This window comes from Salmonella sp. K21076 (assembly GCF_039650795.1).
Taxonomy (GTDB): Bacteria; Pseudomonadota; Gammaproteobacteria; order Enterobacterales; family Enterobacteriaceae; genus Salmonella; species Salmonella enterica.
In genome coordinates this window covers 120552-135739 of sequence record NZ_JBCLYA010000050.1, presented here as the reverse complement: position 1 = coordinate 135739, position 15188 = coordinate 120552, and the positions used below count along the sequence as shown (strand labels likewise).

Sequence of the window (15188 nt, the reverse complement as noted above, 5' to 3'; positions counted from 1 at the left end):
CGAAGATACAGGACTACATAAAGCACCAGCTTGAAGAGGATAAAATGGGTGAGCAATTATCGATCCCGTATCCGGGCAGCCCGTTTACGGGCCGTAAGTAACGAAGTTTGATGCAAATGTCAGATCGTATGCGCCTGTTAGGGCGCGGCTGGTAAGAGAGCCTTACAGGCGCATCAGAAAAACCTCCGGCTATGCCGGAGGATATTTATTTTACTTTTTTAACCTACTGCATAGCACTTTTGGTTACGCCATCTCAGTTTGCAGACGCATAACCTGACGGTTAACTTCAGACATCACAGACAAGTGCTGCTTGTCTCTCACTTTTGGGATAAGAATCTTACCCTTATCGAACTCAAAAGCGCCAACATCCTTGATATATAACCGTCCACGGAACAGGATCTTCACGTACTTCGCCACCTGTAGCGGGTTGTAGCGTTGGAAAATTTTCATTGTTGTCTCCTGCAGAGTATTACGCCCTTGCGGTGCCACAATCGGCCCAACAGTTTTAAGGCGCAAATTTTAATGCCATATGACTATAGACCATATCTACGTCGTTTCCAGTGTGCATAAGTATATTTACCTTTTGATTACAGTTATTCAGAATTATCTAAACATCAGCTCATTTTTCTCAGTATATGCCTTCATTTTTCACAGGAAGTGTGCACCCGCCCGCAAACTGGCATCCCCTTTGCGGGAAAAAGCATCAATCGCACATATGATTAACTGTCGGCCCAAAGTGGTCGGATCACCTGCAAAAAAATAAAGAAGGAATGACCATGACCCTACGTAAAATTCTGGCGATGTCGTGTCTGCTACTCCCCATAATGGCTTGTGCGCATAACCTTGAAGATAACCAACGGGTGCCGCCGGTAGGCATTGCCGATCGTGGCGAACTGACGTTGAATAAAGATGAGTTTAGTTATAAAAACTGGAATAGCGCGCAGCTGGCGGGAAAAGTGCGCGTCCTGCTGCACATTGCGGGTCGAACGTCAGCGAAGGAAAAAAACGCCACGCTGATTGAAGCGATTAAATCAGCCAAGCTCCCGCATGACAGATACCAGACGACCACAATTGTGAACACCGATGATGCAATCCCAGGCTCCGGTATGTTCGTGCGTAGCAGTATAGAAAGTAATAAAAAGCTCTACCCGTGGTCGCAATTTATTGTCGACAGCAATGGCGTGGCGCGTAACGCCTGGCAATTAAAAGAAGAGGGGTCCGCCGTCATCGTGCTTGACAAAGACGGTCGGGTTCAATGGGTGAAAGATGGCGCGTTAACCCAGCAAGAGGTACAGCAGGTGGTCGACCTGCTGCATAAGCTCCTCAGTAAATAGTCACCCGGAAGCCGGGGTTAAGGAACGATTCACGAGGGGTATAGTCCAGCGTTTTTCCCTGCCAGTCGTGAACGTGCGCCCCGGCTGCAACGGCAATGGCATGACCTGCGGCAGTATCCCAGACGCTGGTCGGCCCAAATCTGGGGTAAAGCTGCGCCTGTCCTTCCGCCACAAGACAGAATTTCAGCGAGGAACCAATAGAGGTAGTCTGATGTTCGCCAAGCTGTTGGAGATATTCGGTGAGTTCATCATCCGTATGCGAACGGCTAATCACCACCAGCGGCGGGCGGGCATCCCGCACCTGAATCTGCTTACGCACCCCGCACTCCTCTTTCCAGGCCTTACCTTCCGCCGCGTAGTACATCACTTTCAGCACCGGCGCATAGACAACGCCCAACACCGGCTTGCCCTGCTCAATCAGCGCGATATTGACCGTGAATTCTCCATTGCGCTTGATGAATTCTTTGGTGCCGTCGAGCGGATCGACCAGCCAGTAACGCTGCCAGTGCTGGCGCACTTCCCAGGCGGGCGGATCTTCTTCTGAAAGCACCGGAATATCCGGCGTGAGCGTGCGTAACCCTTCGAGAATCACGGTATGTGCGGCGATATCCGCCGCAGTGACTGGAGAATCGTCCTGCTTGCGGGCGTACTCCATCGGTTTGGCTCCATCATAAACCTGCATAATGGCATCGCCCGCGTTCCGTGCAAGCTGGCATACTTGTTCTAACATTCTCCACCTCTTTATGACGGGGGCGTTAACTCGTTGTTTTACTTATACCCGATCGTTAAGGGTTCCGCCAACTGTGATACCGTCAGCGGTTTTGATAATAGCTTTCATGGCATGATTCACCTTTCTGTGAACACTCGCAAAAAATCGGCCGGATGGGGCGGTTTCGCCTTCTTCTGGCGACGGTCGGAACGATACCGGTTTCACTGTTTATCATCGCTATTTTTCACTATCCGGCTTTTCTATTGCGTTCTTAAAAGGTGCCTCTGATGATTAAGTTTAGTGCAACGCTTCTGGCTACGCTGATCGCCGCCAGCGTGAATGCGGCCACCGTCGATCTCCGTATCATGGAAACTACTGATTTACATAGCAACATGATGGATTTCGATTATTACAAGGATACCGCAACCGAAAAATTCGGATTGGTACGTACCGCAAGTTTGATTCATGCCGCCCGAAATGAAGTCAAAAACAGCGTGCTGGTGGATAACGGCGACCTGATTCAGGGGAGCCCTCTGGGCGATTATATGGCGGCAAAAGGGCTCAAAGACGGTGATGTTCACCCGGTCTATAAAGCGCTCAATACTCTGGATTACGCGGTTGGAAACCTCGGCAACCATGAGTTTAATTATGGTCTGGACTATCTGCATAACGCGCTGGCCGGCGCGAAATTCCCTTATGTTAACGCCAATATTATCGACGTTAAAACCCAAAAGCCGCTCTTTACGCCTTATCTGATTAAAGAGACGAGCGTTATTGATAAAGACGGCCACCCGCACACTCTGAAAATCGGCTATATCGGCTTTGTTCCGCCGCAAATCATGATTTGGGATAAAGCGAATCTGAGCGGCAAAGTTACCGTCAATGACATTACGGAAACCGCCCGGAAATATGTGCCCGAAATGCGCGAGAAAGGCGCTGATATCGTGGTAGTCATTGCTCACTCAGGCCTTTCTGCCGATCCGTACCACAGCATGGCGGAAAACTCGGTTTATTACCTCAGCGAAGTTCCCGGCGTCGACGCGATTATGTTTGGTCACGCCCACGCCGTCTTCCCCGGTAAAGATTTTGCCGACATCAAAGGCGCGGATATCGCCAAATGTACGCTTAACGGCATTCCTGCGGTAATGCCAGGCATGTGGGGCGACCATCTGGGAGTGGTCGATCTGGTGCTCAATAACGACAGCGGCAAATGGCAGGTTACGCAGGCGAAAGCGGAAGCGCGGCCTATTTACGACGCCGCCGCTAAAAAGTCGCTGGCGGCGGAAGACAGTAAGCTGGTCGGTATTCTGAAAGCCGATCACGATGCCACCCGCGAGTTTGTCAGCAAGCCCATCGGTAAATCCGCCGATAATATGTACAGTTATCTTGCTCTGGTGCAGGACGATCCTACCGTACAGGTGGTGAATAACGCGCAAAAAGCGTATGTGGAACACTTTATTCAGGGCGATCCGGATCTGGCGAAACTGCCGGTGCTGTCCGCCGCCGCGCCGTTTAAAGTTGGCGGGCGTAAGAACGATCCTGCCAGCTTTGTCGAGGTGGAAAAAGGCCAGCTGACCTTCCGTAACGCCGCGGATCTTTATCTCTATCCGAATACGCTGGTGGTGGTGAAAGCCAGCGGCAAGGAGGTAAAAGAGTGGCTGGAATGTTCTGCCGGACAGTTTAATCAGATTGATATTCACAGCAACAAACCGCAATCGTTGATCAATTGGGATGGCTTTCGCACCTATAATTTCGATGTCATTGACGGTGTGAATTATCAAATCGATGTGTCACAGCCCGCCCGCTATGATGGCGAATGCCAGATGGTGAATCCGCAGGCGGAACGTATTAAAAACCTGACCTTTAACGGTAAGCCTGTCGACCCGAACGCTACGTTCCTGGTCGCCACGAATAACTATCGCGCTTACGGCGGCAAGTTTGCCGGCACGGGCGACAGCCATATCGCCTTTGCGTCTCCGGATGAAAATCGCGCCGTGCTGGCGGCATGGATTGGCGCAGAGTCAAAACGCGCGGGCGAAATCCATCCGGCGGCGGATAATAACTGGCGTCTGGCGCCAATCCACAGCGATACGGCGCTGGATATCCGCTTTGAAACATCGCCAGGCGATAAAGCCGCGGCCTTCATTAAAGAGAAAGGGCAGTATCCGATGAAAAAGGTTGGTGTCGATGATATCGGTTTTGCCATTTATCAGGTGGATTTGAGCAAGTAACGTGAGTCCCGTATGGCGCTGCGTTTATTCGGCCTGACTGGCAGGCCGAATAAAGCGCTAGCCGCCATCTGATAAACGCTCCCGCTGCGCCAATACCTGGGGCAAATTCAGTTCTATCCAGTCCGCCAGCGCGGCGACTTTATCACTCACCTGCTCGCCAAGCGGCGTCAGGCTGTACTCCACATGCGGCGGAACAACTGGATATGACACCCGGTTAAGAAATCCGTCCTGTTCAAGCGCCTGTAACGACTGCGCCAGCATCTTTTCACTCACGCCTCCCATCTTGCGGCGCAGGTCGCTAAAACGGTGTGTACCGTCGCGTAACGCGACCAGAATCAGTACGCCCCAGCGACTGGTGACATGTTTTAACACCTCACGGGACGGGCACTGTTCAGCAAAGAGATTACCTTCACGCAACTGCCGGGAAAGAGTATGAGCGCGCATTGATACTTACCTTTTTGTACGTACTTACTAAAAGTAAGTTTAGGTGGTAGCGTAATAAAACACAAGACCAACACTGAGGAGTTCACCATGATTGCTATCACTGGCGCAACAGGCCAACTGGGCCAACACGTTATTGAAAACCTGCTAAAAACGACGCCCGCCAGTCACCTTGTCGCGATCGTCCGTAACCCGAAAAAAGCCGCCCCGCTCAGTCAGCGCGGGATTGCCGTTCGCCAGGCGGATTACGCTAACGAAGCTGCGCTGACCACCGCCTTACAGGGCGTTGATAAACTGCTGCTCATTTCATCCAGCGAAGTGGGACAACGCACCGCGCAGCACCGCAACGTCATTCAGGCCGTCATTGCCGCGAAGGTGAAATTCATCGCCTATACCAGCCTGCTACATGCGGATAAATCGCCGCTGGCGCTCGCCGATGAACATATTGAAACGGAAAAGATGCTGGCTGAGTCAGGTATTCCTCACACGCTATTACGTAACGGCTGGTATACGGAAAACTACCTGGCGAGCGTCCCTGCCGCGCTGAAGCATGGCGTCTTTATTGGCGCGGCGGGAGAAGGGAAAATCGCCTCCGCAATGCGCGCTGACTATGCCGCCGCCGCCGCGCGCGTCATCCGTGAAGAGGGTCACGCCGGGAATGTTTACGAGCTGGCGGGTGATAACGCCTGGACATTAAGCCAGTTGGCGGATGAACTTACTCATCAGAGCGGAAAAAAAATCGTCTACCAGAACCTGAGCGAAGTCGATTTTGCCGCCGCGCTGAAAGGCGCAGGCCTGCCTGACGGACTGGCGGATATGTTGGCCAATTCTGACGCTGGCGCGGCGAAAGGCGGTCTGTTTGATGACAGCCATACGCTGCGTAAACTCATCGGTCGCCCGACGACGGCGCTCACAGAAAGCCTTCGCTCCGTACTGTAAGTGTTAAAATTTAGTTAATTTATATGGCATCCTCATAGACCTTCTCTGATAATGACGGAACGGTTTATGAGGAGAATCTGATGATTAGCGGCGTGCTATACGCCCTGCTGGCAGGGCTAATGTGGGGATTGATTTTCGTCGGCCCGTTAATCGTGCCGGATTACCCGGCCCTCTTACAGTCAATGGGACGCTATCTGGCGCTGGGGCTGATTGCCCTGCCGATTGCCTGGTTAGGCCGCACGCGGTTACGCCAGTTGACGCGCAAAGACTGGTCCACCGCCCTGTCGCTGACCCTGATGGGCAATGTAATCTATTACGCCTGCCTCGCCAGCGCCATTCAGCGAACCGGCGCGCCGGTTTCGACGATGATCATCGGGACATTGCCGGTCGTCATTCCGCTTTTCGCTAACGTTCTCTATAGCCAACGAGACGGCAGATTATCCTGGCTACGTTTAGCGCCCGCGCTGGCGCTTATCGGTTTTGGCCTGCTGTGCGTCAATATTGCTGAACTTAGCCAGGGATTGTCCGATGTTAGCGGCTGGCGCTATGGTTCAGGCATTGTGCTGGCGCTGATTTCCGTAGCGTGCTGGGCATGGTATGCGCTGCGCAACGCCCGCTGGCTGCGGGAAAATCCCGACAAACATCCCATGATGTGGGCAACGGCGCAGGCGCTGGTTACGCTGCCGGTCTCGTTAATCGGCTATGCGGCAACCTGTCTGTGGCTGAGTATCCAGAACCCGATGTTTACCCTGCCCTTTGGCCCGCATCCCGCGCTGTTTATCGGTCTGATGATCGCCATCGCGGTGCTGTGTTCCTGGGTGGGCGCGTTGTGCTGGAATATCGCCAGCCAAAAATTGCCAACCGTGATTTTAGGGCCGCTGATTGTTTTTGAAACGTTGGCAGGACTGCTCTATACCTTCATTCTGCGCCAGGAAATCCCGCCATTCCTGACGTTAAGCGGCATTGCGCTCCTGGTGGCGGGCGTGGTTATTGCCGTGAGAGCGAAACCGGAAAAAGCGACCGTCGTTCCGGTCACGGAACGCTAATCTCATCCTGGCTTAAATTATACGCACCCCGAAAGAGTTATAGCCTCGCCTTAAAGATGCATTTAAAATACAACTTATATTATTGCAAATGAGGTAACGGCTATGGCTTATCGCGATCAACCTTTAGGCGAACTGGCGCTCTCTATTCCCCGCGCATCGGCGCTGTTTCGCCAGTACGATATGGATTACTGCTGCGGCGGAAAACAGACGCTGGCGCGCGCCGCCGCTCGTCACGACGTCGATATTGACATTATTGAAGCGCAACTCGCGCAGTTGGCTGAACAGCCCATCGAAAAAGACTGGCGCGCCGTTCCGCTGGCGGACATTATTGACCATATCGTTGTGCGCTATCATGACCGACACCGCGAACAACTGCCGGAGCTTATCCTGCAGGCAACCAAAGTGGAACGCGTTCACGCGGATAAGCCAAACGTCCCACGCGGCCTGACAAAATATCTCACCGCGCTGCATGAAGAGCTTTCCAGCCATATGATGAAAGAAGAACAGATCCTGTTCCCCATGATCAAACAGGGTATGGGTCGCCAGGCAACGGGCCCGATAAGCGTAATGGAAAGCGAGCATGACGAGGCGGGAGAGCTGGTAGACGTCATCAAACACGTCACCCAAAATGTAACGCCGCCGCCAGAAGCCTGCACCACCTGGAAAGCGATGTATAACGGCATTAATGAGATGATTGATGCTCTGATGGAGCACATCAGCCTGGAGAATAACGTGCTGTTCCCACGCGCGCTGGCCGGGGAATAATCCATCGCCAATAAACGATCCTGAACGCATAGACAGGATCGTTTATTCTGAATCGACTAACGCTTTTTAGCGAGAGGTGAATGCATTATTAATAACCTCATATTTCCCCTCCTCAGTGACCAGATAATAACCGCTCTTGTCGATATGCGCAGTATCCAGCGTCCGCGTTACGTTACGCCGTTGCCCGCTATCTACCAGCGTATCACCGAAGAAATAGAGATAACGATCGTCATGAGCAAAAACATCAGAAAATGAACCATCGGGACTTTTAAACCACACCAATGGTCCAATAAGGTCGATAATCTGCACTCCCCCATCGCCGATAAAATAGATCTGTTTACCCACCAAATTAGCGCCAGCTTTCAGCTGTACCTGCGGATCAGGCAAGCGGGTGATGGTTAATACCCTGTCGACCGGAGAGACATACTTCACCTGGTACAATAGATCTTTGTACTGTGCTACCGTCCAATTGTAATGAATGGGATGGAAATATTCTGGATCAACATTGGGAATAGTCGCTATTCGGCAGTCATCGCCTCGGCGCGATGCCTCTCGCGTCATCCATGTCACCTTATCCCGCTGTACATTAAACGTATTGAGACAGTCTTTGCCGAAGTAATAGCGTTTTACGCCTGCTTTGTCGCGATAGAGTAACTGCACGCCAGCGACCCAGCGCACAACATGAAAAGAGTTCGGATCGGCATCAATTGCCACACCATTAACAAAAACCTGCGTGGCGGTACGCAGAATAGTGTCCCACGGGCCAGGATTAGATGTAGTATCGCAGCTGGTCGGCGAAAACAGAATATTACGCTGCTCCCAGGATTTAACGCCCAGGATGGAATATCCCTGCGCACTAGCCAGCCAGCGTCCCTGAAAGTAGAGGTTGCGCCTGTCTTTAAGCACATCGCCGGAGTCGCGTAATTTGATGTTGCCGCCGACCTGCTGCAACGAATCCATATCGACCCTTTTTTCACCATGATTATCATCTGTGCGCTCGCCGTCGAAGTAAAGACTATCTTTATCAGCGGCAAAGCGTCCATACGCCCGAAAAGTCGCTGCATCCACTGGCGGCTTACCCGGTGGATTTTGTACGATTTTCCCAGCCCATAAAATATGCTGGCCGTCGGTTAGCCAATAAAACTGCCAGAAATCATTTTTTATTAGCGATGAAAAAGCGGCGACATGAACAAAATCATTACTCATTTTTCCACGGTCATTATATTCATTAACAATGCGGTCAGGAACGTGCCGTAGTTGACTAAATTTTACCTCTCGAATTTCAATATCTTTAAAATTAATACTATAACCATAATCTTCTTCAACTACATATTTCGTTCCCTGCCCCCACGGCTGATAGTGAAACAAAGCATATGGAATGTCGGAACAGGCCAGAGCTAACACTGGTGCCAGCATTAATAAAATCGATAAACAGAACTGTTTTATTCTCAACATTGCGCCATCCTGCGCTAGTGGTAATCAGAGGGAAGCAAAGAGATAACGTCAGTGGGCGCTGGTGATACCGTCGTCCACTCTGTTAATATCGGGTTATAGCTCTGCCATTGATCACGTGAGATCTGGCGATATAATTGCCCATCCGCGGACAAAGCCAGATGGTAGTAATTATAGGTAACTCTATCTATTTTCAGCGCCGGAAGTTTTTCCTGCGACGTAAAAATGCGCAGCACCCCCTCGCCCAACGCATTCGTGCTCACCTGATAAATACGATCCTTATACCAACCGGTGTTCCCGTTCAGACGAAAAAAATACTCCGGATCGACACCCGGCAGGGTTTCCACTTTACAACTGCTCCCGGCGTTGGTTGCCTCATGCTTCAGCCATGTCACCTCACGCAGGCCAATATTAAAATAGCCGCAGTACCGACTGGAATTATCAATCTCATAGTCATGCTTACCGGTTTTATCACGATAAATTAGTACCTCGCCAGGCATCCAGCGAATGATTTGAAACGTATTAGCATCAGCGGTAATGGGTATGCCGTTCACAATCACCCGTTGCGCCGTCGTCACAATAAACTCCCTTGCCGAAGTGGAATCCAGCCTCAACACGCGAAACCCATCGGCCCGCCCCAGCCAGCGGCCTTCATAATAGAGATTATTTTTATCCCGCAGCAGATTCCAGATTTTCGTCTCTGCCAGAGTTGCCATATCCACACGTTTTTCACCCGCATTGCTATCACGACGTTTACCATCAAAATAGAGACCGTGTTTATCGGCGGCAAAGGCGCCAAAAGACTGAAAGCTGGCAACATCAACGGCAGGCTCATCCCCGGTATTCTGGACGATTTTGCCTGCCCACAGGATAAAGTGCCCATCGCTGAGATAAGCGTGCTGACAAATATGATTGTCGTCGCAGTTATGGCTGTCGGGATTGATTTCTATTAACGGGCGAGGGTCTTGCGGGTGAGATAAATCGGCAATACGCCGTAAATGCGAATAGCTAACGTCAGGCAGTCGGGAGAGAATTTGCGGTTCGTCGTCGGCGGTATAAAAAACGCCGTCCTTATCCTGCTGATACTGAAAATCTGCGAACGCGGGAACGGGCAGCAGCAAAAGCGTAGCGCTTAAAATCCAGCGTCGAATGGTCATAATTACAGTTTGAAATAGGAGATTAATTTGTTACTTAAACCACTTTTTCAACGTATTATCCAGCGCGAGCCGCCATTATAGGAATTCATCAAGGCGGCACTTACCGTCAGCCTGCAATTTACAGCTGCCCTTCCTGAAGAAACGTTTTTCGCGTCATTGCATCAGCGGACAAACACTCATTTCCTGAGCTTTTCATCTCCATACGCTATCAAATGTGGCGAGAAAAATAGCTCGTTAAGGAGCGGGAAGCGACAAAATGGGGCGTAAAAATGAAGAAAGCGCCCCGGCGGGTACGTTATGCGCATACCCCCTCGCCTAAGCGAGAGGGATAAATCCGTCATTTAGCCAGTTTGTTCTTACGCAGGAACAGCCAGCCCAGACCCAACGCGATAAACCACAGCGGCGTCACGATCAGCGCCTGGCGCGTATCATCTTCCAGCGTCAGCAATACCAGCACGAACGCAAAGAACGCCATGCAGACCCAGCACATCAGCTTACCGAGCGGCATCTTATAGATGGATTTTTCATGCAGGTGGGGACGCTTTTTGCGGTACACCAGGTATGAACACAGAATGATGGTCCAGACAAACATAAACAGGATGGCCGAAACCGTAGTGATCATGGTGAATGCGCCAATCACGCTCGGGTTGACCATCAGCATAACCACGCCGCCCAGCAGGCAGATACAGGAGAAGGTCAGGCCTTTCGCCGGTACCGCGCGTTTCGATAGCTTAGCGAACGCTTTTGGCGCCACGCCTTCTTGCGCCAGGCCAAACAGCATACGGCTGGTCGAGAAGACGCCGCTGTTGGCGGAAGACGCCGCCGAGGTCAGCACAACAAAGTTGATCACGCTCGCGGCGGCAGGCAGACCCACCAGTACAAACAGCTCAACAAACGGGCTCTTATCCGGTACGACTGAACTCCACGGCGTTACCGACATAATGACAATCAGCGCAAAGACGTAGAACATGATGATACGGATCGGTATTGAGTTGATCGCGCGCGGCAGCGATTTTTCCGGATCTTTAGTTTCTGCGGCGGTAGTACCGACCAGCTCAATGCCCACGAAGGCGAACACCGCAATCTGGAAACCGGCAAAGAACCCGCTAATACCTTTCGGGAACCAGCCGCCGTCATTCCACAGATGCGCGAAAGACGCTTCAACGCCGGTCGGCGATTTAAAGTGCATCGCAATCATCACCAACCCAACCACAATCAACGCCACGATGGCGACGATTTTGACCATAGCAAACCAAAATTCCATTTCACCAAACATTTTAACGGTGGCGAGGTTGAGGCTTAGCAGCAGGACCACTACCGCCAGCGAGGCGACCCAATCGGAAAGGCCGGGAAACCAGAACTGCGCGTAGGCGGTAATCGCCACCACGTCAGCCATACCGGTCACTACCCAGCAAAACCAGTACGTCCAGCCGGTGAAATATCCCGCCCAGGGGCCAAGCAGGTCGGAAGCAAAATCGCTAAACGATTTATATTCCAGATTCGAGAGCAGCAATTCCCCCATGGCGCGCATCACGAAAAAAAGCATAAAACCGATGATCATATACACAAAAATGATCGACGGTCCGGCGAGACTGATCGTTTTACCCGATCCCATAAACAGACCGGTACCAATAGCGCCGCCAATAGCGATAAGCTGTATATGACGGTTTGTAAGATTGCGCCGTAGCGACTGTTCAGCCGGAGCCTGTTCGTCGGCTGCGACTTTTACCTGATCTACCATGTTTTTCTTCCTGTACCTGTCTGTGTTGTGCGGGCTCTACGGCCTTTGGTCTATGATACGACGATCCTGTTATCAGGACTCATCGATATTAGGTAAGAATCGGCGGGATGAATACTAAGATTCAAATACAATGTTAATTTTATGTTTAAAATGAGTGTTATATCACTTTGATAATGCGAATTATCTCACAAAAATACACGTAACGACGCCATTTGCAAAATAAAATATTGGCATCTGCTGAAGTCAGGGTTGCCGGATAAGGCGTTTACGCCATCATCCGGCAAACCCGGGGCGCTTACAGAATTTCCAGCAGTTCCACCTCAAACACCAGGGTGCTGAATGGCGGAATAGATGCCCCGGCCCCACGCTCGCCATAGGCCAGCTCCTGTGGGATAGTCAGTTCCCATTTGGAACCTACCGGCATCAGAGTCAGCGCTTCAATCCAGCCGGCGATCACGCCATTTACCGGGAATTCAGCCGGTTCGCCGCGCGCGACGGAGCTGTCAAATACGGTGCCATCAATAAGCTTACCGGTGTAATGCACGCGTACGCGGTCGGTACGCGCCGGAATCGCGCCTTCGCCCTGCGTCAGAACGCGGAACTGTAAACCAGATTCAGTACTGTTCACACCGTCTTTTTCGCGGTTTTCTTCCAGGTATTTCACGCCTTCGGCCGCCATTGCTTTGAAACGCTCACGACGCACCGCGTCCGCACGCTCATGAATTTCACGCAGCGCACGATGCACCACATCAACAGGAACCGCCGGGTGTTTACCTTCCAGCGCATCAGCAATGCCTGCAACCAGCGCTTCAGGCAACAGCCCTTCAAGACCGGATTCGCTGAGCTGCTGCCCTACCTGCAAACCAATGCCGTAGCTCGCTTGCGCTTCAATAGTGTCAAAAGTCGGGGTGGCCATTATTTTTCCTTCATCGGATATCAAAAAAGTAGCGGGCAGCATAACAGCCACGCTTCTTCTGGTAAAACTTTGTCTCAGGGAGGATGACAAATCGCAGGGAAAAAGAAACAATAGATTATCCGTATTGATGTCACGAAAGCGGATAGCACTACCAGTATCATAGCGTTAGCCATCTATACTCTATGATTAAGGAACGAGATGCGGAGCAGGAGGTAAACCATGCCCGGGCGCTTTGAATTAAAACCAACCCTGGCGAAAATCTGGCACGCGCCGGATAATTTTCGCATCATGGAGCCGCTGCCGCCTATGCATCGTCGTGGCATTATCATTGCCGCTATCGTGCTGGTGATCGGCTTCCTGCTGCCCGCCAGCGAGACCAGCGACTCGCCTGTCGTCACGCGGGAAGCGCAATTGGATCTGCAATCGCAATCACAGCCGCCGACGGAGGCCCAGCTTCAGGCGCAACTGGTCGCGCCGCAAAACGATCCGGATCAGGTGGCGCCCGTTGCGTCGGAACCTATCCAGGAAGGCCAGCCGGAAGAACAAAACCAGCCGCAGACGCAGCCTTTCCAGCAGGATAGCGGCATCGGTCAACAATGGCGCTCGTACCGGGTAGAGCCTGGTAAAACTCTGGCGCAACTGTTCCGTGACCACGGACTGCCCCCGACAGACGTTTATGCAATGGCGCAGGTAGAAGGCGCTGGCAAGCCGCTGAGTAACCTCAAAAATGGTCAAATGATTAAAATTCGCCAGAATGCCAGCGGGGTGGTGACAGGTTTAACGATAGATGGCGATAACGGTCAACAGGTGCTGTTTACGCGTCAGCCTGACGGCAGTTTTATTCGCGCACAGTAACGCCGGCTGCGCCTTACCCCGTCTATACCCTATTCGTTCAGGTGAAGCATTACCGCTTCACCTTATTCACCCACCAAATCCCCGAACACACCAGCACCAGCGCAATCATGTATTTCCACTCCAATATATTCTCGCCGAGAAAAATAGCCGAAAGAGCCGCGCCAGAAACCGGGATCAGAAAGTTAAACGGCGCAATCATCCCCACGCGATTATATTTGAGTAAAATGTTCCATAGCGCAAAAGCGACCGACGAGAGCAGCGTCAGGTAGACTAAAATCGCCACCGACGAGAAGCCATGTATCGTCAGCGTACCGCCAAAAACGTAACCGCCAATGACCAGTACCAGACCGCCAATCCCCAATTGATAGCCAGTCATGACCATCGGATCGACCGTCTGCGAGAGACGTTTGCCATACAATGTGGCCGCAGAAAGAATAAACGCAGCCAGCACCACGGAGCCTTCTCCCGGCAGATTAAAGCTGAAATCCAGGCCGTTGCTGACGTTCACCACCATGACGCCCGCAAAGCCCAGAATACAGCCGAGCGTTTTGTTGTAGCTCAATCGGTCGTTCTGATAAATAAAGTGCGCCAGCAATACGCTGAAGAATGTGCCTGTCGCGTTCATGATTGAGCCTTTCACGCCGGAGGTGAACGCAAGGCCGATATAGAAAAAGAGATATTGCAGCGACGTCTGGGTCAGACCTAGTAACGTTAACTGAGCAAACTGGCGCGGACGAAACCGACCAATCGGTTTACGCTGAAGCAGCGCGAACAGTAGTAGCAACCCACCCGCAAACAAAAAACGATAACCAGCAAAAACAATTTTAGAAGGGATATCGTCGGTGGCTATCTGAAAGAGGTCATAACCGCTTTTGATGGCTGGATAAGCGCTGCCCCATAGCAGGCAACAAAATGCGGCACACACATAAACGACGTTTTTGCGGGCAAACGGGGAGGCCTGGCGTTGGGTATCCATTCTTTCACCAAGAAATTAAAATAATGTTTTATTTTTAATTATCGCGAAAAGAGGGGGAGATAGCCAGTCGAAAAGCGATGGAGTTAAAAAAGCAAAACGCCGGCGCTGGGCCGACGTTTCGTTGCTAGCAAAAACGAGAATGACTGATTACTCAGCAACCACGTTGATGATAACTTTTGCGAATACTTCGCTGTGAACCTGGAAGTTCACTTCGTGTTCGCCAGTGGTACGCAGAACGCCGTTCGGCAGACGAACTTCGCTCTTAGCCACGTCAACGCCAGCTGCAGTCACAGCGTCAGCGATGTCGCGAGTACCGATGGAACCGAACAGTTTACCTTCGTCGCCTGCTTTAGACGCGATAGTAACGGTTTCCAGGGCGTTGATTTTCTCTGCGCGTGCATTTGCAGCAGCCAGAACGTCAGCCAGTTTAGCTTCCAGTTCAGCGCGACGTGCTTCGAAGTATTCAACGTTTTTCTTGGTAGCCGGAACAGCTTTACCCTGTGGTACCAGGAAGTTACGAGCATAGCCCGCTTTAACGTTAACCTGATCACCCAGGCTACCCAGGTTTGCTACTTTATCAAGCAGAATAACTTGCATTACCTTATCCTCTCAAAGTCGTATTAATG

The 15188-nt window shown here is 51.6% G+C and carries 15 protein-coding genes and 1 pseudogene; 7 read left to right on the top strand and 9 right to left on the bottom strand.

The window, feature by feature from the left end; all coding sequences use genetic code 11:
- A pseudogene (locus AAYN39_RS19565) lies at positions 1–101 on the top strand (IS200/IS605 family transposase); the annotation flags it as partial.
- 142 nt (positions 102–243) lie between these two features.
- On the opposite strand, the gene AAYN39_RS19560 reads toward AAYN39_RS19565, so the two are convergent.
- Positions 244–450 (bottom strand): DUF1107 domain-containing protein, encoded by a 207-nt coding sequence (locus AAYN39_RS19560; RefSeq protein ID WP_000689229.1) that lies wholly within the window; start codon positions 448–450, stop codon positions 244–246.
- A 326-nt stretch (positions 451–776) separates the two neighbouring features.
- On the opposite strand from AAYN39_RS19560, the gene AAYN39_RS19555 reads away from it, so the two are divergent.
- Positions 777–1334, top strand: coding sequence for a YtfJ family protein (locus AAYN39_RS19555; RefSeq protein ID WP_000175301.1), 558 nt, complete (start codon positions 777–779; stop codon positions 1332–1334).
- Here AAYN39_RS19555 and cysQ read toward each other — a convergent pair.
- Positions 1324–2064, bottom strand: coding sequence for a 3'(2'),5'-bisphosphate nucleotidase CysQ (gene cysQ, locus AAYN39_RS19550; protein WP_000893398.1), 741 nt, complete (start codon positions 2062–2064; stop codon positions 1324–1326). The two genes, AAYN39_RS19555 and cysQ, sit on opposite strands and share 11 nt — an antisense overlap.
- 266 nt (positions 2065–2330) lie before the next feature.
- Here cysQ and AAYN39_RS19545 point away from each other — a divergent pair, with 266 nt between their 5' ends.
- On the top strand, positions 2331–4274 hold the full coding sequence (locus AAYN39_RS19545; protein WP_000589381.1) for a bifunctional 2',3'-cyclic-nucleotide 2'-phosphodiesterase/3'-nucleotidase: 1944 nt from the start codon (positions 2331–2333) through the stop codon (positions 4272–4274).
- Positions 4275–4331: 57 nt separating this feature from the next.
- Here the strand turns inward: AAYN39_RS19545 and AAYN39_RS19540 are convergent, their stop codons facing one another.
- Positions 4332–4718 carry a helix-turn-helix domain-containing protein gene (locus AAYN39_RS19540; RefSeq protein WP_001201297.1) on the bottom strand — a complete coding sequence of 129 codons (387 nt, stop codon included), beginning with the start codon at positions 4716–4718 and terminating at the stop codon, positions 4332–4334.
- A gap of 87 nt (positions 4719–4805) precedes the next feature.
- Here AAYN39_RS19540 and AAYN39_RS19535 point away from each other — a divergent pair, with 87 nt between their 5' ends.
- The 3 genes from AAYN39_RS19535 (at position 4806) to ytfE (ending at position 7465) form a co-directional block, all read left to right on the top strand.
- Positions 4806–5654 carry an SDR family oxidoreductase gene (locus AAYN39_RS19535; RefSeq protein WP_000560623.1) on the top strand — a complete coding sequence of 283 codons (849 nt, stop codon included), beginning with the start codon at positions 4806–4808 and terminating at the stop codon, positions 5652–5654.
- An 80-nt stretch (positions 5655–5734) separates the two neighbouring features.
- On the top strand, positions 5735–6700 hold the full coding sequence (locus AAYN39_RS19530; RefSeq protein ID WP_000623287.1) for a DMT family transporter: 966 nt from the start codon (positions 5735–5737) through the stop codon (positions 6698–6700).
- Positions 6701–6802: 102 nt separating this feature from the next.
- A complete protein-coding gene (gene ytfE / locus AAYN39_RS19525) occupies positions 6803–7465 on the top strand; it encodes an iron-sulfur cluster repair protein YtfE (RefSeq protein ID WP_000331469.1) in 663 nt (220 codons plus the stop codon).
- A gap of 66 nt (positions 7466–7531) precedes the next feature.
- On the opposite strand, the gene AAYN39_RS19520 is transcribed toward ytfE, so the two are convergent.
- From AAYN39_RS19520 to fklB, 4 genes are all read right to left on the bottom strand, one after another.
- On the bottom strand, positions 7532–8920 hold the full coding sequence (locus AAYN39_RS19520; protein ID WP_000944334.1) for a hypothetical protein: 1389 nt from the start codon (positions 8918–8920) through the stop codon (positions 7532–7534).
- Between the two features lie 14 nt (positions 8921–8934).
- Positions 8935–10074, bottom strand: coding sequence for a DKNYY domain-containing protein (locus AAYN39_RS19515; protein ID WP_000155542.1), 1140 nt, complete (start codon positions 10072–10074; stop codon positions 8935–8937).
- 337 nt (positions 10075–10411) lie between these two features.
- Positions 10412–11815, bottom strand: coding sequence for a D-serine/D-alanine/glycine transporter (gene cycA / locus AAYN39_RS19510; RefSeq protein ID WP_000228328.1), 1404 nt, complete (start codon positions 11813–11815; stop codon positions 10412–10414).
- A gap of 295 nt (positions 11816–12110) precedes the next feature.
- Complete coding sequence (gene fklB / locus AAYN39_RS19505; RefSeq protein ID WP_000235161.1) at positions 12111–12731, bottom strand: FKBP-type peptidyl-prolyl cis-trans isomerase; 621 nt, start codon at positions 12729–12731, stop codon at positions 12111–12113.
- 219 nt (positions 12732–12950) lie between these two features.
- Here fklB and AAYN39_RS19500 point away from each other — a divergent pair, with 219 nt between their 5' ends.
- Positions 12951–13586: an OapA family protein gene (locus AAYN39_RS19500; RefSeq protein WP_001119449.1), complete on the top strand. Its 636-nt coding sequence runs from the start codon at positions 12951–12953 to the stop codon at positions 13584–13586.
- Positions 13587–13635: 49 nt separating this feature from the next.
- Here AAYN39_RS19500 and AAYN39_RS19495 read toward each other — a convergent pair whose 3' ends face one another.
- A complete protein-coding gene (locus tag AAYN39_RS19495) occupies positions 13636–14562 on the bottom strand; it encodes a DMT family transporter (protein WP_000381071.1) in 927 nt (308 codons plus the stop codon).
- A gap of 147 nt (positions 14563–14709) precedes the next feature.
- Complete coding sequence (rplI, locus tag AAYN39_RS19490; RefSeq protein WP_001196065.1) at positions 14710–15159, bottom strand: 50S ribosomal protein L9; 450 nt, start codon at positions 15157–15159, stop codon at positions 14710–14712.
- Between the last annotated feature and the right edge of the window lie 29 nt (positions 15160–15188).

What these genes read in the sequence shown, in the direction of transcription:
- ytfE (WP_000331469.1), top strand. Translation starts at nt 6,803, where the DNA reads ATGGCTTATCGCGATCAACCTTTAGGCGAACTGGCGCTCTCTATTCCC.
- rplI (WP_001196065.1), bottom strand. Translation starts at nt 15,159, where the DNA reads ATGCAAGTTATTCTGCTTGATAAAGTAGCAAACCTGGGTAGCCTGGGT.
- cycA (WP_000228328.1), bottom strand. Translation starts at nt 11,815, where the DNA reads ATGGTAGATCAGGTAAAAGTCGCAGCCGACGAACAGGCTCCGGCTGAA.
- AAYN39_RS19555 (WP_000175301.1), top strand. Translation starts at nt 777, where the DNA reads ATGACCCTACGTAAAATTCTGGCGATGTCGTGTCTGCTACTCCCCATA.
- AAYN39_RS19560 (WP_000689229.1), bottom strand. Translation starts at nt 450, where the DNA reads ATGAAAATTTTCCAACGCTACAACCCGCTACAGGTGGCGAAGTACGTG.
- AAYN39_RS19535 (WP_000560623.1), top strand. Translation starts at nt 4,806, where the DNA reads ATGATTGCTATCACTGGCGCAACAGGCCAACTGGGCCAACACGTTATT.
- AAYN39_RS19495 (WP_000381071.1), bottom strand. Translation starts at nt 14,562, where the DNA reads ATGGATACCCAACGCCAGGCCTCCCCGTTTGCCCGCAAAAACGTCGTT.
- AAYN39_RS19530 (WP_000623287.1), top strand. Translation starts at nt 5,735, where the DNA reads ATGATTAGCGGCGTGCTATACGCCCTGCTGGCAGGGCTAATGTGGGGA.
- AAYN39_RS19545 (WP_000589381.1), top strand. Translation starts at nt 2,331, where the DNA reads ATGATTAAGTTTAGTGCAACGCTTCTGGCTACGCTGATCGCCGCCAGC.
- AAYN39_RS19500 (WP_001119449.1), top strand. Translation starts at nt 12,951, where the DNA reads ATGCCCGGGCGCTTTGAATTAAAACCAACCCTGGCGAAAATCTGGCAC.
- fklB (WP_000235161.1), bottom strand. Translation starts at nt 12,731, where the DNA reads ATGGCCACCCCGACTTTTGACACTATTGAAGCGCAAGCGAGCTACGGC.
- AAYN39_RS19515 (WP_000155542.1), bottom strand. Translation starts at nt 10,074, where the DNA reads ATGACCATTCGACGCTGGATTTTAAGCGCTACGCTTTTGCTGCTGCCC.
- AAYN39_RS19520 (WP_000944334.1), bottom strand. Translation starts at nt 8,920, where the DNA reads ATGTTGAGAATAAAACAGTTCTGTTTATCGATTTTATTAATGCTGGCA.
- AAYN39_RS19540 (WP_001201297.1), bottom strand. Translation starts at nt 4,718, where the DNA reads ATGCGCGCTCATACTCTTTCCCGGCAGTTGCGTGAAGGTAATCTCTTT.
- cysQ (WP_000893398.1), bottom strand. Translation starts at nt 2,064, where the DNA reads ATGTTAGAACAAGTATGCCAGCTTGCACGGAACGCGGGCGATGCCATT.